A 22,939-nucleotide genomic window follows, 5' to 3' on the forward strand; every position below is an offset into this window, starting at 1 on the left:
CCACCGTCAGGCCCCGGCCGTAGTGATGGCCGTGGTGATGGTTTCGAAAACGTTCATCAAGGCGCCCGTGAACGCACCGTAGCCGGTGAGCAACGCCACGGAGATTATTGCTGCGATCAGTCCGTATTCAATCGCCGTCGCGCCGGCGTCGTCGTCGATCAGGCTTCTCAGCAGGCGCATGCTTCCCCCTTCTTGCCAAACGACCCCGGATCGGAGTTCGCTCAGCAGCCGTCCCCCGCACCATAACGGTCGATGATGCAGACGGAGCCCGGCGTCTCTTGCAGGACGCTCCTGCGTATCGTGTATCGCCTGCCCGGCCCTGTCTTGCCGATCGAGCCCGTCGTTATGTTGTCGTATTCATCCGGCGTGAACGCCAGACTCCTTCTTTCCGAGTTCCCCGCAAGCATAGGTGTGAGGATGAGCGACAGCGCGATCGCCGCTGTTCCAAACAGCAGCGCGATGTTCAAAACACCCGTTTTCTTGGCTTTTTGCGAAGACCGTTCTCCAGACCCGACGGTCTTCCAGAAATCCTCGTTTGCCATGATATGCCCCACGCACACTTTACCGCATGAACAGCTCTATCCATGCCTGAGGGTTATAAACTTTTCGTTAAGAACAACTGAAAGAACTTCGAAGGACTACAGCAAGTCCTGTAGAAAGGGGATAAGCGGCTCGTCGGCCGGCGGCATCGGATAGTCGCGCAACGCCTGCGGACGGACCCATTTGACCGCCTGACCCTCCCTGCCATGGGCAATACCGTCGTAGCGGCGGCAGATGAAAAGCGGCATCAGCAGGTGAAAACTGTCATAGCTGTGGCTTGCGAACGTGAGTGGCGCCAGGCACGGAATGCGCGTGGTGATCCCGAGTTCCTCATCGAGTTCGCGCACGAGCGTCTCCTCGGGCGTTTCCCCTGCTTCGACCTTGCCACCGGGAAATTCCCAGAGACCCGCGAGCGTTTTTCCCTCGGGCCGCTGGGCCAGCAAGATTCGCCCGTCCGTATCGACGAGCGCACAGGCGGCGACCAGAAGGATCGGTTTGGGTCCGCCATTCATTGCGAACCGTCCTTCGACCAGTAGCGGTAGCGGTAAGCGTCGACGAAGCCGAGGTTGGCGTAGAGCGACAGGGCCGCCTCGTTGTCCGTGGAAACCTGAAGCCAGGCGGTGCGTGCGCCGCGCATTCGCGCCCAGCGCAGTGCGGACGAAAGGACCTCCATGCCGACGCCGCGCCGGCGATGCTTTTCCGACACGGCAAAGAGCAGGATGCCGGCAAGGTCGTTGTCCTGCACGCAGAGGAGCGATGCGACCGGACCGGCATTCGGGTCTTCAATCAGGAACATGCCGACGGCCGGCTTGATGGAATTGATGATCTCGGCCAGCACCGGTTTCAGGGTCGTGTCCTGCCCCTGAAGGGCAAGACTTGCATCCACGAAGCGTCCGACGTCCTGGGTCGGCAGGTGATCGAGCGTATCGGGAATCTCCAGAGCGGTGAGGTCGGCCGTCTGAGTGACGACCTCTTCGAAACAGGTCCAGCCCTCGGCGACCAGGTATCCCACCAGCGGCTTCGGCGTCAGTGGCGTTTCCCGCACCACCAGCGGGCGGCCATAGGCATCGAACTTCCGCGCGGCTCGCTCGAGCCGAAGGGCGATGTCGCGACTGTCGGACGGATCGAGCGCGACCACGCAGTTCAGCCGCTTCGACGGATGTCCGCCGGTCAGCCGGACCTGCCAACTGCCGTCATACTGCACGGAAGCGGCGGGCCAGGCTCGGAAACTGACCGCCTCGAGCCGCCGCACGAGCGGGAGATTCGCCTGCTGTCGCTCTGCCTGCATCCGCGCCATCAACTCCGATAATCGCCGTTGATCGCGACATATTCCTTGGTGAGATCGCAAGTCCAGACGGTCGCCTGACCGTTGCCGAGGCCGACATCAACCCGGATTGCGACATCATCCTCCTTCATCACTGCACTCGCAGCGGCTTCGGAGTAACCGGGATCCCGCTCACCGTTGACCGCCACGCGGACATCGCCAAACCAGATGGCAAGCCGGTCACGATCGGCCACTTCGCCGGACTTTCCGACGGCCATGACCACACGGCCCCAGTTCGCATCTTCACCGGCAACCGCCGTCTTGACGAGCGGGGAGTTGGCGATCGACAGGCCAATGCGCTTCGCAGCTCCGTCATTTTCGGCGCCAGTGACGGTAATCGCGATCATCTTTCGCGCACCTTCGCCGTCACGGACCACCTGCAATGCCAAGTCCTTGAGAAGATCATCGAGCGCGGCCCTGAAGCCATCAAGGCGGACATCGTCTGCAGATTCGACACGTACCTGACCGTCCGCGGCGGCAGCGCCGGTCGCAAACAGCATCAGCGTGTCGGAAGTGGAGGTGTCACTGTCGACCGTTACGGAATTGAAGCTCGGGCCGACGCCGGCAGAAAGAAGCGCCTGAAGCGCTGGAGCCGCAATGTCCGCGTCGGTGACCACGAAAGACAGCATCGTCGCCATGTCCGGCGCGATCATACCCGCGCCCTTGGCAATGCCGTTGATCGTCACGTTGACACCGTCGATCTTTGCCGTTCGGGTCGCCACCTTTGGATAGGTGTCGGTCGTCATGATCGCCTTGGCTGCTTCCAGCCAGAAGTCGCCGGTCGCGCTCTTGGCCATCTCGCCTAGAACGCCGGAGAACTTGGTCGCATCGAGCGGCTCGCCGATGACGCCGGTGGAGGCGAGATAGATCTCTTTCTCCACACAGCCAAGTGCCGCGGCCGCCGATTTCGCCGTCAGTGCGGTCGCCGCCTTGCCCTTCATGCCGGTGAACGCATTGGCGTTGCCCGAATTGACAACCACACCGCGCGCAACGCCGTGGGGAAGATTCTCGCGGCAGAAATCAACCGGCGCCGACGGACATTTGGAACGGGTGAACACACCGGCAACGGCCGCGGGCTTGTCGAAGGCCATCAGCAGGACGTCAGTGCGGTTCTTGTACTTTATGCCGGCTGCTGCGGTCGCCATGCGCACGCCGCGGACCGGCGGCATGGTGGGATAGGACTTGGGAGCAAGCGGGGAAACGGTCGAGGACATTTCTTTGCAGCCTGAAATGATGCGAAGCACGAGAGGGAAGGCCCGCGCCGGCAGCGCGGGCCGAAAGGCTGCCGCCGTTATTGCGGCTGCTTGTTCACGTCCTCATAACCCTTACGCAGGGCTTCATCGACGATCTCGACCTTCTGGTCGGCCTTCGCCTTGGCAATCAGCTCGAGATACTTGTCACGCATGACGAGCTGGCGGACCTGCTGCGAGACGTCGTCGTAGGCCGGCGGCGGCGCATCGCGCTTGTCTTCGACCTTGATGACGTGGAATCCGAACTGGGTCTTGACCGGGGTCTTCGAGTAGGTGCCCTTCTCCATTGCGAAAGCGGCCTGTTCGAATTCCGGCACCATCCGCCCCTTGGTGAAGTAGCCGAGATCCCCACCTTCCGATTTGTTCGGATCGGTAGATTTCTCTTTCGCAAGCTCGACGAAATCCTTGCCCTTGTCGAGTTCGGCAATGACAGCCTTCGCCTCGTCTTCGGTCTTCACGAGGATGTGCCGCGCACGAACCTCCTCCTGCTTCGGCAGGCCGGCGATTTCCTTGTCGTAACGTGCCTTGACCTCGTCGTCCGTCACGGCGTCGACCACGTGCTTCTTGAAATACAGGTTATGAAGTTCCCGTTCAGCGATGAACTGCATGCGCTGCTGGTAGGCCGGGTCATCCTTCAGTCCCTCAGCCGTCGCGTTGCCTGCCAGGAGCTTCACATCGATGGCGCTCGAAAGAGCGGCAACCTTCTTCTGCTCATCGGGAAGCTGCGACAGCTGCGGATCGAGATTTGCGAGCGCGATATCGAGCTCGGACTGACGGATCTCGAGGTTGCCGACCTTCGCCACCAGGGCGTCTTCGGCAAAAGCAGGTACCTTAAGGCCCACGAGCGCCACGCATGCAGCAAGGGCAAGTTTATGATAGCGAGACATGAGAGACCTTTCGAATAGGAAACCGCTTCAAACCGATTGAATCGGGCGAAAAGTTGTCGGATACGCCGGAAACCAACGCCTCCGCATCAACCTGTCCCGTTGACATCATTCGACCCCCCTCTTATCTGTCACGCAACCTCGCGTCCAGAGATGTTTCCGGTGGCGGCACTCCATTTCGTCCGTGATCGGCTGCCGGCGAGCGCGCGCAATATGTGACGAAGTGTCAGAAAGGACCATGCTGATGGTCAGTCTTGGTGGGCTCGCCCGCAAACTGTTCGGCTCGGCAAACGATCGCCGTATCCGCTCCTACCAGCCGAAGGTCGCGGCAATCAATGCTCTCGAAGACAGCATGAAGGCTCTGGACGACGGAGCACTCGCCGCAAAGACGGTGGAGTTCCGCGAACAGCTTGCCGCCGGCAAGACCCTCGACGACCTTCTCGTCCCCGCCTTCGCCGTTGCCCGCGAGGCGGCCCGCCGGACACTTGGGCTGCGGCCTTTCGACGTTCAGCTCGTTGGCGCGATGATCCTGAACGATAATTCGATCGCCGAAATGAAGACGGGCGAAGGCAAGACCCTCGTCGCGACGCTTGCCGTCTACCTGAACGCGCTCGCCGGCAAGGGCGTCCACGTCGTGACCGTCAACGATTACCTTGCCAAGCGCGACTCTACGACCATGGGCAAGCTCTACGGCTTCCTCGGCATGACTACGGGCGTGATCGTCCACGGCCTGTCGGACGAAGAGCGCCGGGCCGCCTATGCCTGCGACATTACCTACGCGACGAATAACGAACTCGGTTTCGATTACCTACGCGACAACATGAAGTACGAGCGCTCGCAGATGGTGCAGCGCGACCACAACTATGCGATCGTCGACGAAGTGGACTCGATCCTGGTCGACGAGGCCCGCACGCCGCTCATCATCTCCGGCCCGCTCGACGACCGTTCCGACCTCTACACGACGATCGATGCCTTCATTCCGCTTCTGTCGGAAGAAGACTACGAGATCGACGAAAAGCAGCGCTCGGCAAACTTCTCCGAGGTCGGCACAGAGAAGCTCGAGAACCTGCTGCGGGAAGCCAACCTTCTGAAGGGTGCTTCGCTGTACGACGTCGAAAACGTCGCCATCGTCCACCACATCAACAATGCACTGAAGGCGCATAAGCTCTTCACCCGCGACAAGGACTACATCGTTCGCAACGGCGAGGTCGTCATCATCGACGAGTTCACCGGCCGTATGATGCCGGGCCGACGCTATTCGGAAGGGCAGCACCAGGCGCTTGAAGCCAAGGAAAAGGTGCAGATCCAGCCTGAAAACCAGACGCTGGCCTCTATCACCTTCCAGAACTACTTCCGCATGTACGACAAGCTTGCCGGCATGACCGGCACCGCGGCGACCGAAGCGGAAGAATTCGCCAACATCTATGGCCTCGACGTGGTCGAGGTTCCGACGAACCTCCCGATCCAGCGCATCGACGAGGACGACGAGGTTTACCGGACCGCCGAAGAGAAGTTCCGGGCAATCATTGAAGAAATCAAGACGGCCAACGGACGCGGCCAGCCGGTACTCGTCGGAACCACCTCGATCGAGAAGTCGGAACTCCTTGCAGCTTTGCTTAAGCAATCCGGCTTCCAGGATTTCTCCGTGCTCAACGCACGCTATCATGAGCAAGAGGCCTATATCGTCGGCCAGGCTGGCGTGCCGGGTGCGGTGACCATCGCCACCAACATGGCCGGCCGCGGTACCGACATCCAGCTCGGCGGCAACCTCGAAATGCGGATCGAGCGGGAAACGGCCGAGATGGAGGACGGCGCGGAACGCGACGCCAGGATTGCGGCAATCAAGGACGAGGTTGCTCGGCTCAAGCAGAAGGCGCTCGAAGCGGGCGGCCTCTATGTCATCGCCAGCGAGCGGCACGAAAGCCGCCGTATCGACAACCAGCTGCGCGGTCGTTCCGGCCGTCAGGGTGACCCCGGCCGTTCCAAGTTCTACCTGTCGCTCCAGGACGATCTGATGCGCATCTTCGGTTCCGACCGGATGGACGGGATGCTGCAGAAGCTGGGCCTGAAGGAAGGTGAGGCGATCGTCCACCCCTGGATCAACAAGGCACTCGAACGTGCTCAGAAGAAGGTCGAGGCGCGAAACTTCGACATCCGCAAGAATCTTCTGAAATACGACGACGTTCTCAACGACCAGCGCAAGGTCATCTTCGAGCAGCGTCTCGAACTCATGGATTCTCCAGATGTTTCGGCAACAATCGCCGACATGCGCAATGACGTCATCGAGTCGCTTGTGGGTCTCCACATTCCTGAGCGTGCCTACGCCGAGCAATGGGACACGGTGGGCCTCAGGGCGGCCGTCGCACGGATCCTCAATCTCGACCTTCCGATCGAGGAATGGGGGAGAGAGGAAGGCATCGCCGACGATGATATCCTCGCGCGCATCACGGAAGCCACGGACAAGGCTGTTGCCGACAAGGCCGAACGTTTCGGTCCGGAAATCATGCATTATGTCGAACGCTCCGTCGTGCTCCAGACGATCGACCAGCTCTGGCGGGAACATATCGTCAATCTCGACCACCTGCGTTCGGTGGTCGGTTTCCGCGGCTACGCCCAGCGCGATCCGCTGCAGGAGTACAAGGCCGAAGCCTTCGAGCTTTTCCAGGCACTGCTTGCAAATCTCCGTGAAGCCGTGACGACGCAGATGATGCGGGTCGAACTTGTACGTGAAGCGCCGCCGCCGTCGGTTCCCGAGATGGAAGGCCATCATATCGATGCGACGACCGGCGAGGACGACTTCAATGAGGGTGGGGCCGCAGGCGCCCTGCTGGCCCCCGACTACGTCGCTCCGGAAAACCGCAACCCCGAGGATCCGTCCACGTGGGGCAAGGTCGGCCGCAACGAGACCTGCCCTTGCGGCTCCGGCAAGAAGTACAAGCATTGCCACGGCGCCTTCGAACAGGCGTAAGAGGCAAGAACGGAACTCTGGAAGGCGGCTTACGGGCCGCCTTTTTGCATTCTGGTGACACACCGCATGCGCGGTAGAGGAACCGTTTTTTAACCCTGAATGGGCACAGTACACCGATCAGTATTGCGTCATCGGTGAGTATAGCGTGTCGATCCCGGCAGTGATCCAGTTTGCGGAAAAGTTACTGCCGAGCAGCCTGCATCCGGCGTTCAGGCGGCTGGAGAGCGTGCTGCTGAGCGACGACGACAATGCCCAGTCCCGGCGCAAGGCGCTCATCGCCTTTGCAATCCGTGTCGTCAGCGCCGCCATCGCCCTTGTTTCCCAGATCATCCAGGCCCGGATCATGGGCGAGTTCGAATACGGCATATTCGTCTTCGTATGGGTCCTGGTCGTGCTCGCCGGGAACCTCTCCTGCCTCGGCTTTCATGCCACGATCATCCGTTTCCTGCCGCAATACCAGGCCCTGGGAGAATATGACAGCATCCGCGGCCTGACCCACACCGCACGACGCTTCTCGATGTTGATGGCAAGCCTGCTCGCCATCGCGGGCATCCTCCTCCTGCAGTTTGCGGGCGACCGGATCGAAGCCTATTATGTCATGCCGCTGATCTTCGGCCTTGCCACGCTGCCGATGATTGCTCTGGGGGATGTCCTCGAGGGCACCGCCCGCGCCAACCACTGGACCATCGGGGCCCTCAGCCCGACCTATCTCATCCGTCCGACGCTGATCCTGCTCTTCATGGTCGTTGCCGTTCTTTTCGGCGCGCCGCATACGGCGACGACGGCCATGCAGGCGGCGTTGCTTGCCACCTATGTCACCTCCCTCAGCCAGTTCGCGGTCATCGAGTGGAGATTGCGGAAACGCTTCTCCTTCAATACGGGAAAGGTCGATTTCCTCGTTTGGTTCAAGGTCGCAATTCCGATCTTCCTGATCGAGGGATTTTCCTTTCTGCTCACCAACTCGGATGTGGTCATCGTCGGCCTCTACCTCGATCCCGAACAGGTTGCCGTCTATTTCGCAGCGTCCAAGACCATGGCGCTCGTGCAGTTCGTCTATTTCGCCATAAAGACGGTCGTCGCGCCCCGGTTCTCGGCCATGATGGCGCAGTCGGACGTGCGGCAACTCGCGGTCTTCGCCGGCAACACCGTTCGCTGGAGCTTCTGGCCGTCGCTCCTGATGGGTTTCGCCGTATTGCTCTTCGGAAGGTTTCTTCTGATGCTGTTCGGCGAGGCCTTCACGTCAGGCTATATCCTCATGGCGATCCTGCTTGCAGGCATTCTCTCGAAGGCGGTGGTCGGGCCTGGCGAAGTGCTGCTGACCATGGCCGGCCGGCAAGGACTTTGCGTGTGGCTTTACGTCGTCGCGCTCGCGACAAACATTGCTTTGAATGTTATTCTGATCCCGCACTTCGGCTTGGTGGGCGCGGCTTCAGCCACCGCCGCAGCCATGATGGTCGAAGCGCTTCTCCTCCACCTCGCCGTGCGCGCTTCGCTCGGTATCGTACTTTTCGCATTCGCCAATCCGCTGGCAATCCTGGACAGAACAAGGCCATCCAGATCATGATGCAGCCGCCGATCTTCAACGACAGCAAGAATGGTCCCGACAGCCTCCCTCCCGGGGCACTTTCGGTCGACGGACGTCCAGGTGTCGTCGCCGACGTGCGCATCGCCGTCGGGCGTCCGGGGCGTCACCTTGCGCTCTATCCCGGACGCATGGGGTACGATCTGCAGGAGGAACTCGACTTCCTGACTTATCGGGCAATGGAGCCCAACATCTTCTTCGCTGCCCGTTTCCTCGCGCCGGCTATGCCACGACTCGAGGACCGGCAGATCCGCATCGCCATCATTCGCGATGAGGTCGGCACGCGCAGCCGCATGCGCCTGTTGATGCCGTTCTCCATCGAGAAGCCGGGCTTCTCCGTCGGCCCTTCGATCATCAGGGTTTGGGCCAACGACTTCGGTCCGCTCGGAACGCCGCTCGTCGACGCTGAGGATGCGGCGGAGACGATCGACAACCTCTTCGAGGCGCTCGCCGCACCGGAGGCAAAACTCCCCGCTGTCCTCGTCCTGCCCAGCCTTCGTGTCAACGGCCCGTTCGCCAAGCTCGCGAGAGCGCTGGCCCTCAGCCGGGACCTGCCCGTGACGATCACCAATCCTTCCCAGCGCCCGATGCTCGAGAGCTATGAGGACGGCAACACCTACCTCAAAAACGCCATCTCCAGGGGGCACCTGAAGGATATCCGCCGGCAGCGCCGGTTGCTCGCCCAGGAGGGCGAACTTGTCTACGGCGTCGCCCGACAGCCCGAGGAGATCCGGCTGCGTATGGAGGAGTTCCTCTCGCTCGAGGCAAGGGGTTGGAAGGGGAAAAAGCGGACCGCGCTCCTCAACGACCGTTACCGTTCAGCTTTCGCCCGTGAAGCCGTCAGCAACCTTGCCGAGGTCGACGCGGTGCGCGTTCACACGCTCGACCTCGACGGTAAAGCGGTCGCCTCGATGATCGTCTTCATCATGGCCGGCGAGGCCTACACTTGGAAAACCACGTTCGACGAGGATTATGCCCGCTTCTCACCCGGCAAGCTGCTTGCCGCGGACCTGACCGTCTGGCACCTCGAAGACGCCAACATCGTGCGCACGGACTCGTCCACCGAGGCCGAACAGACCATGCTGCACCGCATGTGGCGGGAACGCGAGGAGATGGCGACGGTGGTCATTGGTCTCAACCGCAACGCCGACCGTGATGTCCGGCAGGTTGCGACGCAACTTCATCTTTACAGAAATACCCGCAATCTCGCACGGATGCTGCGCGACAAGATCCTGTCGCGCCGGTTTGGTGATCGCTGAGGGCGTTTTACTCCGCAGCGAAACCCGCTGTCTCCTGCTCGCGCAGAAGCCGACGGATCACTTTGCCCGACGTCGTCAACGGCAGCTCGTCCACGAAGGTAACCTCGCGAGGATATTCGTGCATCGACAACCGCTGCTTGACCCACAAACGAAGATCGTCCGCCAACTCGGGACCCGGGACATGGCCGGGCCTGAGAACGACGAAGGCCTTGACGATTTCCGTGCGGAGCGGATCCGGCTTTCCGATCACCGCCGCGAGATGCACCGCCGGATGGCCAAGGAGGCAATCCTCGATCTCGGTCGGTCCGATCCGGTAACCGGATGAGGTGATGACGTCGTCGTCGCGACCGAGAAAGAAGAAATAGCCCTCTTCGTCCCTCCGGCCCACGTCACCCGTCGTCATCCAATCGCCGATGAACTTGGCGGCGGTCGCTTCCGGCTTCTGCCAGTACTCAAGGAACATCACCGGATCCGGGCGACGGATCGCGATCTGTCCGGCAGCGCCTGCCGGAAGGACATTTCCATCCGGATCGATGATCGCGACATCATGGCCAGGCACCGGCCGTCCGATCGCGCCGGCCTTGGTGACGCCGAGATGAGCCGCCGACGAGAGAACGAAATTGCACTCCGTTTGGCCGTAGAATTCGTTGGGCACGATCCCGAGCGCCGACTTTACCCACTCGTAGGTCTCTCGTCCGAGAGCTTCGCCGGCACTGCCTATGCTGCGCAGAACAAGATCGTATCTGTCTCGCGGATGCTCCACGATCTTCATCAGCCGCAGGGCCGTCGGCGGGATGAAGGCGTTGCGGACCTTCATTTCAGCCATGATACGGAACGCCATAAGCGGATCGAATTTCTGGGCGGGCGACGAGACGACCGGAATTCCGAGCAGCAGCGCCGGAAGGAGCGCGTTGAGCAGGCCTCCGGCCCAAGCCCAGTCCGCCGGCGTCCACATCTTGTCTCCCGGCATCGGCGGAAGGGCATGTGCCATCTGGAAACCCGGCATATGCCCGGGAAGAACGCGGTGCCCGTGCAGGGCGCCCTTTGGCGGCCCGGTCGTCCCCGAGGTGAAGATCATCAGCGCAGGCTTGTCGGGGCCACCCTCTACCACTTCGAAGACGGAGGGATGATCGTCGATCAATCGGGCAAAGGATAGGACCGGGGCACCGCCCTCGTCGATCGAGATCACGTGCTTGAGTTCGGGCAGGCGCCCGCGGATCGGCGCAAGACGCAAAAGGCCGAAGTCGTTGGTAACCACCACCTTGGCGCCGGACACCCGAAGGCGAAATTCGAGCGCTTCTTCCCCGAAAAGAAGAGCAAGCGGCAGTGCGATGCCCCCGATCTTGTAAATCGAAACATGCGCGATGACCGTCTCGAAGGACTGCGGCAGCAGCAGGGCCACACGGTCGCCGGCGACGACCCCCAGCGAATGCAGGGCATGCGCAAACGCTGCAGAACGCTCGGAAAGCCCTCGATAGGTCATCGACTGATGATTGCCGTCGGGGCTAAAGTGTTCTAGGCAGACCCGCTCAGGATCGCGCGCCGCCCACTCATCGCTGACGGCGCGTCCGATATTGAAGTCCTCGGGTATCTTCCACGAGAAGTCGCGGAGGATGCTTTCGTAAGAACTGCTTGCTGGCAGAAACATGCCGGTATCCCGTCTCATATCGGGAACTGCTAGCATTCGTTTCGCAGGTGCACAACGAGAAAGGCAGCCGTCGCGCCGGACCGCCGATCACCTATACCGCCGCCAAGCGGCCTTTGATGTAGCGATACTCCTGGGTCCTGCCACCGAATCCGTAGGCGGCCGCCGAAACCTCGTGGACGAACGCGTAACTCTCTGGATGCAGCTCGCCGAGAATATTCCCGACGCCTTCGTAGATGGCGGCAATATAGGCAGCGAGTTCATCCTTGGTGTTGGTGCCGTCGACCACCTTGATATCGAGCCAGAAGCTCTCCCGCTGCTGGTCTGCGAGCGACGGACCTCCTGCAAACCAGTGCTCAGGCTCGATATGCGCGATAGCGACCGCGGTAACCGTCGGGTCCTTGCGAAGATGGCGTTGCGTAAGCTCGGTAACCTCGTGCGCAATCCGCTTTGAGCGTGCGGCGTCGGGACGAGTGGACAGGGTAATGTTGATGATCGGCATCGGCTGGCTCCCACAGTTGAATTCACGTTGTCGGCCAGCAGTGATGACAGTTTTCAAACATCAATAAAATTGGATTTTATTAGGCAAAAACTTCGATAAGATCGAATTATGTACACTCTCGACCCGGAACTGCTCCGAACCTTTCTCGCTTTCGTGGACAGCGGCTCTCTGTCGCGCGCTTCGGAGATCGTCGGCCGTTCTCCCTCCGCCGTCACGGCGCAAATGCAACGCCTGGAGACATCCGTCGGCGAGCCGCTCCTGGAGCAGGCCGGGCGGGGGCGGACCTTGACTCTCGCAGGCGAGGCCCTCGTCGGTCATGCACGCCGAATTCTGGCGACGCATCGAGAAGCCCTGCTGAGCCTGAAGGGAATACACGCCGACGGTCGTCTGGCGCTGGGAAGCACGCAGGACTTTGCGGAAAAAGGTCTGCCTGACATACTGCGTCTCTTTGCGCGCAGTCACCCACGGCTGCGCCTTGACCTGCGGATCGGACGCTCGGCCGAGTTGGCGGATGCGTTCGAGCGCGGCGAACTCGACATTGCAATCACCATGCGGCATGGTGCCCAGGAGGGTGAGCGGACGGTTCTTCGCGAACCTATGCTCTGGTTGGGGTTCCCGACATGTCTTCAGAGAGAAGGTGGCGAGGTTCCCCTCGCGCTCCTCGATCCCCCGTGCGGGTTTCGAAGCGCCATGATTTCCGCATTGGATGCCGCGGGTCGGCGCTATCGCATCGCCGCCACAAGTGCGAGTCTTTCGGGACTCTCCACGGCCGTGCGCAGTGGGATAGCCGTGACGGCAAGGACGTCGCGAATGCTCGGAGAGAGTTTGCCGGTTCTGGAAAGTGCCGGACTACCTGAGCTCCCGACGGCCGAATTTTCACTTCGATTACGGCACGACGCTGTGGGTCCGGCGACCGACCTTGCAGACCTTCTGGCAGAATTGTTGCCGAATTTCGCGTAGTCGACACAAGCATGACCCAATTCAATGGTCAGTCCTGCCCAAAGTGAATGGTGCCCCATGCCGGAATCGAACCAGCACTCCTTTCGGAACTCGATTTTGAGTCGAGCGCGTCTACCAGTTCCGCCAATGGGGCACAGAAGCGTCATACGTCAGTAGAACAGCGCCGGACTATACGAAGCGGGCCGAGGCGGTCAACGCCTTTTTCGTCAAAGCCGTTCACGCGAATGTTTGCGGGCAGGATGATGCGCCGCAAGGCAGGGCATTTACAGGTGGGGCGCACTTGCATAAAACCGCTCGACCCGAGGATCAGGAAACCGCGAATGCTGCGTCGCCTCTATGATTGGACCATGTCGCTGGCGGCTCGCAAGTCTGCGGAGGCCTGGCTCGCCGTCATCGCCTTTATCGAGAGCTCGATCTTCCTCATTCCGGCGGACGTCCTCTACCTGCCCATGGCGCTCGCAAGACCGGAGAGAGCGTGGCGGTACGCGATTATCGCAACGGTTGCTTCCGTTCTCGGAGGGATTGCGGGTTGGTTTCTCGGTTATTACGCCTTCGAGGCCATCGCCAGACCGATCCTGGAATTCTACGGCAAACTCGACGCCTTTGAGCGGCTGCGGACAGGTGTCGACTACCAGACCGTGCTCCTGCTGCTGGTCACCTCGGGTCTTGCCCACCTGCCGCCGATCAAGGTCGTCACCATCCTTTCCGGCGTCGCGCACATCAATCTGGGGCTGTTCATCGTCTCGGCCATCGCCGCGCGCGGCGGACGGTTCCTCCTGCTCGCCTGGCTGCTGCGGCGCTATGGCGAACCGATCCGCGACTTCATCGAAAAGCGGCTCGGCCATATTGCGGCGGCCGGCGCGGCAGTCTTGATCGCGCTTTACGTAGGCTATCGCTACGTCGCGCACTGAAACGGAAACTGGCCATGAGTCTTTCTACATCCCTCGTCAAAAACAAGACGACCGTCGCGGCAGTGCTCTCCACGCTCGGCATGGCTTTCGTCGTCGGCTCCGCGCTCGCGTTCGAGCATATCGGCGGCTACATTCCGTGTGCGCTCTGCCTTCTCCAGCGAAATCCCTACTACATCGGCATCCCCGTCGGAATTCTGGCGATACTGGCAGGCGTCCTGAACCTGCCGTCCTGGATCACGCGCGGCCTGCTCGCGGTCGTCATGATCCTGATGACCGTCGGTGGGGGCCTCGGCGTCTATCATTCCGGCGTCGAGTGGGGCTTCTGGGAAGGACCGGCGAGCTGCTCGGTCGGCGGCGCAACCCCCGCCGCCGGGTCCGGCGACATCCTCGACCAGCTCAACAGCGTGAAGGGTCCGTCCTGCACCGAAGCTACGCTCCGCGTACTCGGGCTCTCCTTTGCAGGGTGGAACGTGATCGGGAGCGTGATACTCGCCGCGATCGCGGCCTGGGGCGTCTTCGGCAAGCGCTCCTGACGCGGTTCAGGGCTGCAATTCGGAGTCCCAGTAGAGGTAGTCGACCCAGCTTTCATGCAGATAGTTCGGCGGGAAGAGCCGCCCGTTGTTGTGCAGGTCCTGCACCGTGGGACGGTAAGGCCTTTGTGCCGGGAACATCTGCGCCTGCTTCGGCAGCTTGCTGCCCTTCCGGAGATTGCACGGCGAGCAGGCCGCGACGACGTTCTCCCATGTCGTCTCGCCGCCGTGGGCGCGCGGGATGACATGATCGAAGGTCAGGTCGTCGGTCGAACCACAGTACTGACACTCGAAACGATCACGCAGGAAGACGTTGAAGCGGGTAAATGCCGGGTTGCGGGACGGCTGGACATAGGTCTTGAGGCTGACGACGCTCGGCACCCGCATCGAAAAGCTGGGGGAAGAAACCGAGTGTTCGTATTCCGCTATGATATTGACGCGGTCAAGGAAGACTGCCTTGATCGCGTCCTGCCAGGACCATAGCGACAAGGGATAGTAACTCAGCGGCCTGTAGTCGGCATTCAGCACGAGCGCCGGCAAGGACTGGGGCGAGACTGCAATCGTCAAGGGCGTCTCCTGAGCGATTCGGCATCCACCCTTGTATATTAGGTCCGTTGTTACAGGATTGTGAAGCGGAATAACGCACCCGCTACAGAATGCGGCGTTTCGCCCAAACAGCAAGCAAACCGGGTTGCAGCCGCCGTCAAACAGACGGCGTGATGCCGGGAAGAGGCGCGGAGTCTCCCGCATAATATGCCCAGAAAAGCCGGGCGGCGACAGAGCGCCATGGCCGCCAGGCCTCTGCGATAGAGGTCACCGTGGAAGGCGGCGGGCGTTCAGCATGTCCGAGCGCCTTGCCCACGGCGGTTCTGAGCGCGACGTCTCCCGCGGGAAAGACATCGGGATGTCCGCAGCAGAACATGAGGTAGACCTCGGCCGTCCAGGGGCCGATGCCGCGATAGGACGTCAGGACGCCAACCAGGTCCTCCGCCTCCCGGCCGTCGAAGGAGGCTAAATTGAGTTCCCCGGCCGTGATCGCCTCTGCAACCCCACGCAACGTCTCGGCCTTCGCCCGCGACAGGCCGAGACCATCGACGACGCCCGGATCGAGCGACAGATAGCTCCGTGCCGTCGGATCGCCTGTCGCCGCGACGAGTCGTCCCCATATCGCGTCGGCACTCGCTCTCGACACCATCTGCGAAACAATTATCTGTGCGAGACCTGCAAACCCCGGCTCCATGAGGCGGAGCGGCAAGCGACCGACGGCACTGTGAAGCACGCGGAGGCGAGGATCGATGCGGCACAATTCCGCAACGCCGTATTCGACGTCTTCCGCAGTCCGGATGATCCTCATTCGCCCATCTTCCTCCTCTTGGCGGCAGCGCTCCGTTCGTGCCAGAAGAGAGCATGACCGCCTTCGACAATCAAAGGTCCGTTTTTCGCTTTGCGCCGAGCCCCAACGGGCGCCTCCATCTCGGCCACGCACTTTCGGCCCTGCTCAATCAGGATATGGCAAAGGCTTCCGGGGGGCGGCTCCTGCTGAGGATCGAGGACATCGACCTTTCCCGCTGCACACCGGAATTCGAGACAGCAATCCTCGATGACCTGACCTGGCTGCGGATCTCTTGGGAAGAACCGGTGCGGCGCCAGTCCGAGCATCTCGACGAGTATCGACAGGCGCTGCAGAGATTGATCGATCTCGGCTTGGCCTATCCGGCCTTCATGACGCGCGGCGAGGTGAAGGCCTATGTCTCTGAGGTCGAACAGCATGGCCGGCCCTGGCCGCGCGATCCTGACGGCGCTCCACTTTACCCACCAACCGACAGGGAACGGCTCGCGACCGACAGCGAGCGTCTTCTCTCCGACGGTCGTCGGCATGCCTGGCGTCTCGACATAGCGAAAGCGACGGCAGAACTCGGAAGAAGGCTGACCTGGACGGAGACGGGCCATGGGCCGAAGGGCCACATCGCTGCGCGTCCGGAGGACTGGGGCGATATCGTGCTTTGGCGATCGGACGCGCCGTCGAGCTACCACCTGTCTGTGACCGTCGACGATGCGCTGCAGGGTGTCACCCATGTGGTCCGTGGATTCGATCTTTTCCATGCGACCGCCGTGCACAGGCTTCTGCAGGAACTGCTTGGACTGCCCGCCCCTGTCTACCATCATCACCGGCTGATCCTCGGCGCCGACGGCCGCAAGCTCTCCAAGAGTGCAGGCGACACCGCTCTCGCAGCCCTGAGGGCCCGGGGCTTGACATCAGCCGACGTCCGACGGCTGGTCGGCCTTGCGTGAGCGGCGGCGGGCATTCGCCATGCGTCGGCCGGAGAGCACGTCGTACTTCAGGAGCGCAGCGTTGAATTCCGCGCCGATGATGAAGATTGCGCCGACCATGTAGAGGAAGACGAGCACCACCATGACCGACGCCAACCCGGCATAGGTTGCGGCGTAATTGGCAAAGGTGGCGAGATAGGACGCAAAAGCCAGTGCTCCGACGAGCCAGAGGACCAGAGTGAGCAGGACGCCGGGTGCGACATCCCTCAGCCGTCGGTGACCGGCTGGCAACCCGAGGTGAAAGATCATGAGGCCGGTGGCAAGCAGGAACAGGGTTCCATAAACCCTCCAGTTGGCCACGGTCACGAGGAAATCTTCGAGCAGCGGGAACCACTTGCTCGCGAAGGCGAGCGCAATCGGGACGGCGACGAGAAGTGCGCTGACAATCGCCAGGACAACGACCCCACCGATCACGTAGGCGAAGCTGACGAGGCGCGTGATGTACCACGAGCGGTCCTCCGTCACCCGGTAGGCGCGATTGAGCGACACCCTCAACGCCTCGACCCCGTTGGATGCGAAGTAGGCCGCCGCCAACACCGAAATCGTGAGAAGGCCGCGCGGCACGGTGAGAACCTGCAGAACCTGTTCGGCAAGCGGTCTGGCAATCGCTTCGGGCCAGGTGTCGAAAATCAGGTGGATCGCCGTGTCGGCGAACGTATCTGCGCCGAAAAAGCCGGCAACCGCAGTCCCGAAGATCAGGAAGGGAAAGACTGCGAGCAAGGCCGAGAGCGCCACATGACTTGCCATCGCCCAGCCGTCATCCTCGGAAAAATGCTTCAGCGCATCAAAGCTCACCTTGTAGAGCATGCGCAGGAATGCTGGCATCTCGCCTCCCGATCGTCAGTGCCGGTTGTCACCCGGAAGCGAATATGGGAAACCTCCGCGGCGTTGTACAGGAAACAATCCATGGCGGACCGCCGCTCGATCATCGTTACCGGCTGTTCTTCAGGCATAGGTGCTTACTGCGCCAGAGCACTGCGCGACGACGGATGGCGGGTCTTCGCGACCGTCCGAAAGCCGGCGGATCTGCTCCCTCTCGAAAAGGCGGGGATCGAAGCCCTGTTGATGGACTACACCGACGGCCCGAGCATCGAAGCCTTGGTGCAAGAGGTCGAGAGAAGGACCGACGGACGCGTAGACGCGCTCTTCAACAATGGCGCATACGGCCAGCCCGGCGCCGTGGAGGACCTGCCGACCGAGGCCCTACGACGACAGTTCGAGACGAACGTCTTCGGCTGGCATGAACTCACGCGCCGGATCGTTCCGCTCATGCGCCGGCAAGGACATGGCCGGATCGTACAGTGCTCTTCCATCCTCGGGCTCCTGCCCTATCGTTTCCGTGGCGCTTATACCGCCTCGAAATACGCCCTCGAAGGCCTCAGCCTCACGCTGCGGATGGAGGTGGAAGGAAGCGGCATCCATGTCAGCTTGATCGAACCCGGTCCGATCGAATCGCGATTCACCGCCAACGCACTCACCCATATTCGCGAGAACATCGATCTCGATGGATCCGTCCATGCCGAAGATTACAAGCGGCAGCTTGCACGCCTCGAAGGCACAGGACCGGTCAATCGACACAAGCTTGGCCCGGATGCCGTCTACGCGGTCCTCAAGCACGCCTTGACCGCCGGGCGACCGCGCCCGCATTATCTCGTCACGACACCCGCCCGGCAGGGCGCTATGCTCAAACGGCTGCTACCCGCCGATCTTTTCTACAAGCTGATGCGATCGCTCAGCTGAAACCTGCAAAAGGCCAAAGAAGCAAGATGTCCGCCTTCACAACAACGCTGACGTTGATCGTCATGGGCCTCGTCGTCCTCGTGCTCATCCGAGGTCTGGTGAACATGATGAAAGGCGGCAGCGGTAACCGTTCGAACCAACTGATGCGCATGCGAATTCTGTTGCAGGCGGTGGCGATCGTGCTCATCATGGTCACCCTCTGGCTGACGGGTGGCGGACGCTGACGGGAACTTGAAACATGGTCAGGCTGAACAAGATCTATACCCGCACCGGCGATGACGGTACCACCGCCCTGGTCAGTGGCCCGCGCCGTCACAAACATGATCTGCGGGTCGAGGCCTACGGCACGATCGACGAAACGAATTCGACGATCGGTGTCGCACGACTTCATACGATGGCAACGCCCGATCTCGACACCATGCTCCTGCGGGTCCAGAACGACCTTTTCGATCTCGGTGCAGATCTTGCGGCACCTGAAACCGGCGAAGCGCTGCCCTACGAGCCCCTGCGGGTGATCGAGCAACAGGTTGTCCGTCTCGAGCATGAGATCGATCAGCTGAATGCCGGGCTCGACCCGCTGAAATCCTTTATTCTGCCGGGCGGGACACCCGCAGCCGCTCATCTTCATCTCGCTCGCACCGTCGCACGCCGCGCCGAACGGATCATGGTCGAGCTCTCGCGATGCGAAGGGGAGACGGTCGGTGCTCCGGCGCTCAAATACATCAACCGCCTTTCGGATTTTCTCTTCGTCGCCGCGCGGTTCGCAAATGCAGGCGGCAGGAACGACATTCTTTGGGTGCCGGGCAAGCACCGCTGACGCGATAGGGGCCGTCGATGTTCGTTCCCCTGCATGATCGCAACGGCCTGAAGCACATAAAGCGGCAATACGTCACTCACGGGCTGATCGTTCTCAACGTCGCGATCTGGCTCCTGACGGGTCCGTTGGCCACGCAAGACGTCGTTCAGGCGAGCGTCCTCGGCCTCGGTTTTATTCCGGCGGTGGTCTTCGGCAATGCCATACTCGATCCGTCCCTCGTACTTGTTCCAAGCCAGCTCACCTCGATCACCTACGCCTTCCTGCATGGCAACGTCGTGCATCTTGCCAGCAACATGCTGTTCCTCTGGGTGTTCGGCGACAATGTCGAGGATGCGCTCGGCCATGTCCGTTTCCTGCTCTTCTATCTTCTCTGCGCCGTCGCCGGCGCTTTCGCCCACGGCGCTCTCGTACCGACATCGCAAAGCCCGTTGATCGGCGCCTCCGGCGCGATCGCCGGCGTGGTTTCCGCCTACGTCCTGCTGCATCCACGGGTCCGAATCTGGGTTCTCGTCCTTTTCCGTTTTCCCCTCCCCCTTCCTGCTTTCATACCGCTCCTCTTTTGGATAGGTCAGCAGTTCTGGATGCTCGGCCTCAGCCAGGAAGACAACGTGTCCTGGGGCGCTCATGTCGGAGGCATCGCCGCCGGCGCACTGCTGGTGATCTTCATGCGGCGCCCAGGAGTGCCCCTGTTCGATCGCGCGATCGTCACGCCGAAAGCAGTGGAGCAGCACCCCATCAGCACAGGGCCTGCGGAGCGAGAGATGCACGACTCCGGCGGGTGGAAGCCGTAGCTGCGCTCGCGTCATCAACATTGACGTAGACGTAAACGTAACATATTCATGCCCACAGATGCGACGAACCGGCCGTGGGACGTTGTGTTTGGAGAAAAAATGCGTATCGATGTCGCCAACCGACAATCGGAGGACCGCTTTCAGGCGCATTTTTCGGCGGAAAGCAGCGAAGGAAGGAACCCATGAAGATACTCGTGACCGTCAAGCGGGTCGTCGACTACAACGTCAAGATCCGTGTGAAGCCCGATGGATCGGGCGTCGAGCTTGCCAACGTGAAGATGTCGATGAATCCCTTCGACGAAATCGCGGTGGAAGAAGCCCTGCGCCTGAAGGAAGCCGGCAAGGCTTCGGAAATCGTCGTCGTCTCCATCGGTCCGGCCAAGGCGGAAGAAACGCTCCGCACCGGACTCGCCATGGGCGCTGATCGCGCCGTGCTGGTTGAGACCGACGATGCCGTCGAGCCGCTTGCCGTAGCGAAGATCCTGAAGGGCGTGATCGAAGCGGAACAGCCCGGCCTCGTCATTACCGGCAAGCAGGCGATCGACGATGATTCCAACCAGACCGGACAGATGCTGTCGGCCCTCCTCGGCTGGGCCCAGGCAACCTTCGCCTCCAAGGTCGAGATCGGTGATGGCTCCGCCAAGGTGACCCGCGAGGTCGACGGTGGCCTTCAGACGATCGAGGTCAAGCTGCCGGCTGTCGTCACGACGGACCTGCGCCTGAACGAGCCGCGCTACGCCTCGCTGCCGAACATCATGAAGGCGAAGAAGAAGCCGCTCGACAAGAAGACCCCGGCAGATTTCGGCGTCGACACCACCCCGCGCCTCAAGGTCCTGAAGACCGAAGAGCCCGGCGGACGCAAGGCCGGCGTAAAGGTCAAGACAGTCGCCGAACTGGTCGACAAGCTCAAAAACGAAGCCGGCGTGCTCTAACGGATCCGGAGAGGAGATTTATAACATGGCCATTCTTCTTCTGGCAGAACACGACAACGCAACCCTGTCCGACCAGACCGCCAAGGCTCTGACCGCCGCCGCCAAGATCGGCGGTGACGTCCACGTGCTCGTCGCCGGTTCCGGCGCGAAGGGCGCCGCCGATGCGGCAGCCAGGCTCTCCGGCGTCGCCAAGGTCCTGCTCGCCGACGATGCCTCACTTGCGAACAATCTTGCGGAACCGCTTGCGGCTCTCATTGTTTCCCTGGCCGGCGGCTACGATGCCGTCGTCGCGCCCGCGACCTCGATCGGCAAGAACGTCATGCCGCGCGTCGCCGCACTGCTCGACGTAATGCAGGTCTCGGAAATCGTCGAGGTCGTGTCGTCTGACACCTTCAAGCGTCCGATCTATGCGGGCAACGCCATTCAGACGGTCCAGTCTTCCGACGCCAAGAAGGTCATCACCGTGCGTACCGCCTCCTTCACGGCTACCGGCGAGGGTGGATCGGCTTCCGTGGAAACGGTCGCGGCTGCCGCGAACCCCGGCATCTCGACCTTCGTTGGCGACGCGCTTTCCTCTTCTGACCGTCCCGAACTCACCTCCGCGAAGATCATCATCTCCGGCGGTCGTGCGCTCGGCTCCTCGGAGAAGTTCAAGGAAGTGATCCTTCCGGTGGCCGACAAGCTCGGTGCCGCCGTCGGTGCCTCGCGCGCGGCCGTCGACGCCGGTTACGCACCGAACGACTGGCAGGTCGGCCAGACCGGCAAGGTCGTCGCCCCGGAACTCTACATTGCCTGCGGCATCTCCGGCGCCATCCAGCATCTCGCCGGCATGAAGGACTCGAAGGTCATCGTCGCCATCAACAAGGATGAGGAAGCGCCGATCTTCCAGGTCGCCGATTACGGCCTCGTCGGAGACCTCTTCGAAATTCTTCCCGAACTCGAAAAGGCGCTTTAACCGAAACCAGTCCCTTCGCACTTGCGAAAGGGCTGGAAAAATCGAGCAAGCAAGTCTATCAGTTTTGCCGGGCCGATACTGTCGGCCCGGCAGATCTTTTTTGAGGGACCGAGTGCGGCGAGGAGAGCGCGATGGGAACGGCAATCAAGAGCTTGGGCGTCGTAGGTGCAGGCCAGATGGGCTGCGGGATCGTTCAGGTCAGTGCACTCGCCGGCTATAAGGTCACTGTCTACGACCTTTCCAAGGAAAGGATCGAAGCGGGTCTTGCGACCGTCAACGGCAATCTCGCCCGCCAGGTCAACAACGGCAAGCTTTCCGAAGAGGATCGCAAGGCCGCGATGACGCGCATCTCCGGTACGACCGACATAAACGACCTCGCACCGACGGACATGGTCATCGAAGCTGCGACCGAGGACGAGACGGTCAAGCGCAAGATATTCGCTCAAATCTGCCCGGTTCTCAAACCCGAAGCCCTGCTCGCCACCAACACCTCATCACTCTCCATTACCAGGCTCGCCGCAGCCACCGATCGCCCCGAGCGTTTCATGGGCATCCACTTCATGAACCCGGTTCCGGTGATGAAGCTGGTGGAACTCGTGCGCGGCATTGCCACCGACGAAACGACGTTCGCGACGGCGAAGGCTTTCGCCCAGTCGCTCGACAAGACGATCACGGTCGCCGAAGATTTTCCCGCATTCATCGTCAACCGCATCCTGCTGCCGATGATCAACGAGGCGATCTATACGCTTTACGAAGGTGTCGGTTCGGTGGAAGCGATAGATACCGCCATGCGGCTCGGCGCCAATCATCCGATGGGCCCGCTGCAGCTTGCGGACTTCATCGGCCTGGATACCTGTCTTTCCATCATGCAGGTGCTGCACGACGGCTTGGCCGACAGCAAGTACCGCCCCTGCCCGCTGCTGGTGAAATACGTCGAAGCCGGTTGGCTCGGCCGCAAGTCGGGGCGCGGTTTCTATGACTATCGCGGCGAGACGCCGGTCCCGACGCGGTGAGATCA

25 protein-coding genes and 1 tRNA gene are annotated in these 22,939 nt (G+C 61.5%); 14 read left to right on the forward strand and 12 right to left on the reverse strand.

The features are described from left to right. Positions 1-6: 6 nt before the first annotated feature. From EUU22_RS20230 to EUU22_RS20255, 6 genes are all read right to left on the reverse strand, one after another. The gene (locus tag EUU22_RS20230; protein ID WP_129333793.1) at positions 7-180 is read right to left on the reverse strand and encodes a Flp family type IVb pilin; all 174 of its coding nucleotides are present in this window, start codon (positions 178-180) and stop codon (positions 7-9) included. 41 nt (positions 181-221) lie between these two features. Beyond that, positions 222-542 carry a hypothetical protein gene (locus EUU22_RS20235; RefSeq protein WP_129333794.1) on the reverse strand — a complete coding sequence of 107 codons (321 nt, stop codon included), beginning with the start codon at positions 540-542 and terminating at the stop codon, positions 222-224. A gap of 96 nt (positions 543-638) precedes the next feature. Next, positions 639-1,052: a (deoxy)nucleoside triphosphate pyrophosphohydrolase gene (locus tag EUU22_RS20240; RefSeq protein WP_129333795.1), complete on the reverse strand. Its 414-nt coding sequence runs from the start codon at positions 1,050-1,052 to the stop codon at positions 639-641. Continuing rightward, complete coding sequence (locus EUU22_RS20245) at positions 1,049-1,828, reverse strand: GNAT family N-acetyltransferase (RefSeq protein ID WP_439329172.1); 780 nt, start codon at positions 1,826-1,828, stop codon at positions 1,049-1,051. Before EUU22_RS20245 ends, EUU22_RS20240 begins: the two co-directional genes overlap by 4 nt. Positions 1,829-1,836: 8 nt before the next feature. Beyond that, the gene (gene argJ / locus EUU22_RS20250; RefSeq protein WP_129333797.1) at positions 1,837-3,078 is read right to left on the reverse strand and encodes a bifunctional glutamate N-acetyltransferase/amino-acid acetyltransferase ArgJ; all 1,242 of its coding nucleotides are present in this window, start codon (positions 3,076-3,078) and stop codon (positions 1,837-1,839) included. Between the two features lie 77 nt (positions 3,079-3,155). Beyond that, positions 3,156-4,001: a peptidylprolyl isomerase gene (locus tag EUU22_RS20255; RefSeq protein WP_129333798.1), complete on the reverse strand. Its 846-nt coding sequence runs from the start codon at positions 3,999-4,001 to the stop codon at positions 3,156-3,158. 241 nt (positions 4,002-4,242) lie between these two features. Between EUU22_RS20255 and secA the strand changes: the two genes are divergently transcribed. The 3 genes from secA (at position 4,243) to EUU22_RS20270 (ending at position 9,807) form a co-directional block, all read left to right on the forward strand. Further along, positions 4,243-6,966: a preprotein translocase subunit SecA gene (gene secA / locus EUU22_RS20260; protein WP_129334126.1), complete on the forward strand. Its 2,724-nt coding sequence runs from the start codon at positions 4,243-4,245 to the stop codon at positions 6,964-6,966. Positions 6,967-7,111: 145 nt separating this feature from the next. Beyond that, entirely contained in the window at positions 7,112-8,530 is a 1,419-nt protein-coding gene (locus EUU22_RS20265) for a lipopolysaccharide biosynthesis protein (protein ID WP_129333799.1), read from the forward strand. After that, on the forward strand, positions 8,527-9,807 hold the full coding sequence (locus EUU22_RS20270; RefSeq protein ID WP_129333800.1) for a GNAT family N-acetyltransferase: 1,281 nt from the start codon (positions 8,527-8,529) through the stop codon (positions 9,805-9,807). The genes EUU22_RS20265 and EUU22_RS20270 overlap by 4 nt, the downstream gene beginning before the upstream one ends. 7 nt (positions 9,808-9,814) lie before the next feature. On the opposite strand, the gene EUU22_RS20275 is transcribed toward EUU22_RS20270, so the two are convergent. Together EUU22_RS20275 and EUU22_RS20280 are read right to left on the reverse strand one after the other, a co-directional pair. Next, the gene (locus tag EUU22_RS20275; RefSeq protein ID WP_129333801.1) at positions 9,815-11,455 is read right to left on the reverse strand and encodes an AMP-binding protein; all 1,641 of its coding nucleotides are present in this window, start codon (positions 11,453-11,455) and stop codon (positions 9,815-9,817) included. Positions 11,456-11,546: 91 nt separating this feature from the next. Then, positions 11,547-11,954, reverse strand: coding sequence for a tautomerase family protein (locus EUU22_RS20280; protein ID WP_129333802.1), 408 nt, complete (start codon positions 11,952-11,954; stop codon positions 11,547-11,549). A 108-nt stretch (positions 11,955-12,062) separates the two neighbouring features. Between EUU22_RS20280 and EUU22_RS20285 the strand changes: the two genes are divergently transcribed. Continuing rightward, positions 12,063-12,914, forward strand: a complete 852-nt coding sequence (locus EUU22_RS20285; protein WP_129333803.1) for a LysR substrate-binding domain-containing protein — start codon at positions 12,063-12,065, stop codon at positions 12,912-12,914. 48 nt (positions 12,915-12,962) lie between these two features. On the opposite strand, the gene EUU22_RS20290 is transcribed toward EUU22_RS20285, so the two are convergent. Beyond that, positions 12,963-13,047: transfer RNA gene (locus EUU22_RS20290), tRNA-Leu, on the reverse strand. Positions 13,048-13,234: 187 nt separating this feature from the next. On the opposite strand from EUU22_RS20290, the gene EUU22_RS20295 reads away from it, so the two are divergent. Next, positions 13,235-13,825, forward strand: a complete 591-nt coding sequence (locus EUU22_RS20295) for a YqaA family protein (RefSeq protein WP_129333804.1) — start codon at positions 13,235-13,237, stop codon at positions 13,823-13,825. Between the two features lie 14 nt (positions 13,826-13,839). After that, positions 13,840-14,358: a disulfide bond formation protein B gene (locus EUU22_RS20300; protein ID WP_129333805.1), complete on the forward strand. Its 519-nt coding sequence runs from the start codon at positions 13,840-13,842 to the stop codon at positions 14,356-14,358. A gap of 6 nt (positions 14,359-14,364) precedes the next feature. On the opposite strand, the gene EUU22_RS20305 is transcribed toward EUU22_RS20300, so the two are convergent. Both EUU22_RS20305 and EUU22_RS20310 read right to left on the reverse strand, forming a co-directional pair. After that, the gene (locus EUU22_RS20305; RefSeq protein ID WP_129333806.1) at positions 14,365-14,922 is read right to left on the reverse strand and encodes an HNH endonuclease; all 558 of its coding nucleotides are present in this window, start codon (positions 14,920-14,922) and stop codon (positions 14,365-14,367) included. A 136-nt stretch (positions 14,923-15,058) separates the two neighbouring features. Then, positions 15,059-15,709 (reverse strand): DNA-3-methyladenine glycosylase family protein, encoded by a 651-nt coding sequence (locus EUU22_RS20310; RefSeq protein ID WP_129333807.1) that lies wholly within the window; start codon positions 15,707-15,709, stop codon positions 15,059-15,061. Between the two features lie 53 nt (positions 15,710-15,762). Here EUU22_RS20310 and gluQRS point away from each other — a divergent pair, with 53 nt between their 5' ends. Next, positions 15,763-16,647 (forward strand): tRNA glutamyl-Q(34) synthetase GluQRS, encoded by an 885-nt coding sequence (gluQRS, locus tag EUU22_RS20315; protein ID WP_129333808.1) that lies wholly within the window; start codon positions 15,763-15,765, stop codon positions 16,645-16,647. Here the strand turns inward: gluQRS and EUU22_RS20320 are convergent. Continuing rightward, positions 16,612-17,511 (reverse strand): YihY/virulence factor BrkB family protein, encoded by a 900-nt coding sequence (locus EUU22_RS20320; RefSeq protein ID WP_129333809.1) that lies wholly within the window; start codon positions 17,509-17,511, stop codon positions 16,612-16,614. The genes gluQRS and EUU22_RS20320 overlap by 36 nt on opposite strands. A gap of 81 nt (positions 17,512-17,592) precedes the next feature. On the opposite strand from EUU22_RS20320, the gene EUU22_RS20325 reads away from it, so the two are divergent. From EUU22_RS20325 to EUU22_RS20355, 7 genes are all read left to right on the forward strand, one after another. Then, entirely contained in the window at positions 17,593-18,426 is an 834-nt protein-coding gene (locus EUU22_RS20325; RefSeq protein WP_129333810.1) for an SDR family oxidoreductase, read from the forward strand. Positions 18,427-18,452: 26 nt separating this feature from the next. Then, a complete protein-coding gene (locus EUU22_RS20330) occupies positions 18,453-18,650 on the forward strand; it encodes a twin transmembrane helix small protein (RefSeq protein WP_129333811.1) in 198 nt (65 codons plus the stop codon). 14 nt (positions 18,651-18,664) lie between these two features. After that, positions 18,665-19,243, forward strand: coding sequence for a cob(I)yrinic acid a,c-diamide adenosyltransferase (locus EUU22_RS20335; protein ID WP_129333812.1), 579 nt, complete (start codon positions 18,665-18,667; stop codon positions 19,241-19,243). A 17-nt stretch (positions 19,244-19,260) separates the two neighbouring features. Further along, positions 19,261-20,034 (forward strand): rhomboid family intramembrane serine protease, encoded by a 774-nt coding sequence (locus EUU22_RS20340; RefSeq protein WP_129333813.1) that lies wholly within the window; start codon positions 19,261-19,263, stop codon positions 20,032-20,034. A gap of 182 nt (positions 20,035-20,216) precedes the next feature. Then, a complete protein-coding gene (locus EUU22_RS20345; protein WP_129333814.1) occupies positions 20,217-20,966 on the forward strand; it encodes an electron transfer flavoprotein subunit beta/FixA family protein in 750 nt (249 codons plus the stop codon). A 25-nt stretch (positions 20,967-20,991) separates the two neighbouring features. Continuing rightward, positions 20,992-21,921, forward strand: coding sequence for an electron transfer flavoprotein subunit alpha/FixB family protein (locus EUU22_RS20350; RefSeq protein WP_129333815.1), 930 nt, complete (start codon positions 20,992-20,994; stop codon positions 21,919-21,921). A gap of 131 nt (positions 21,922-22,052) precedes the next feature. Continuing rightward, positions 22,053-22,934, forward strand: coding sequence for a 3-hydroxybutyryl-CoA dehydrogenase (locus tag EUU22_RS20355; protein ID WP_129333816.1), 882 nt, complete (start codon positions 22,053-22,055; stop codon positions 22,932-22,934). The last annotated feature ends 5 nt before the right edge of the window (positions 22,935-22,939 follow it).

The sequence above is a fragment of the Ciceribacter ferrooxidans genome (assembly GCF_004137355.1).
Lineage (GTDB): Bacteria > Pseudomonadota > Alphaproteobacteria > Rhizobiales > Rhizobiaceae > Allorhizobium > Allorhizobium ferrooxidans.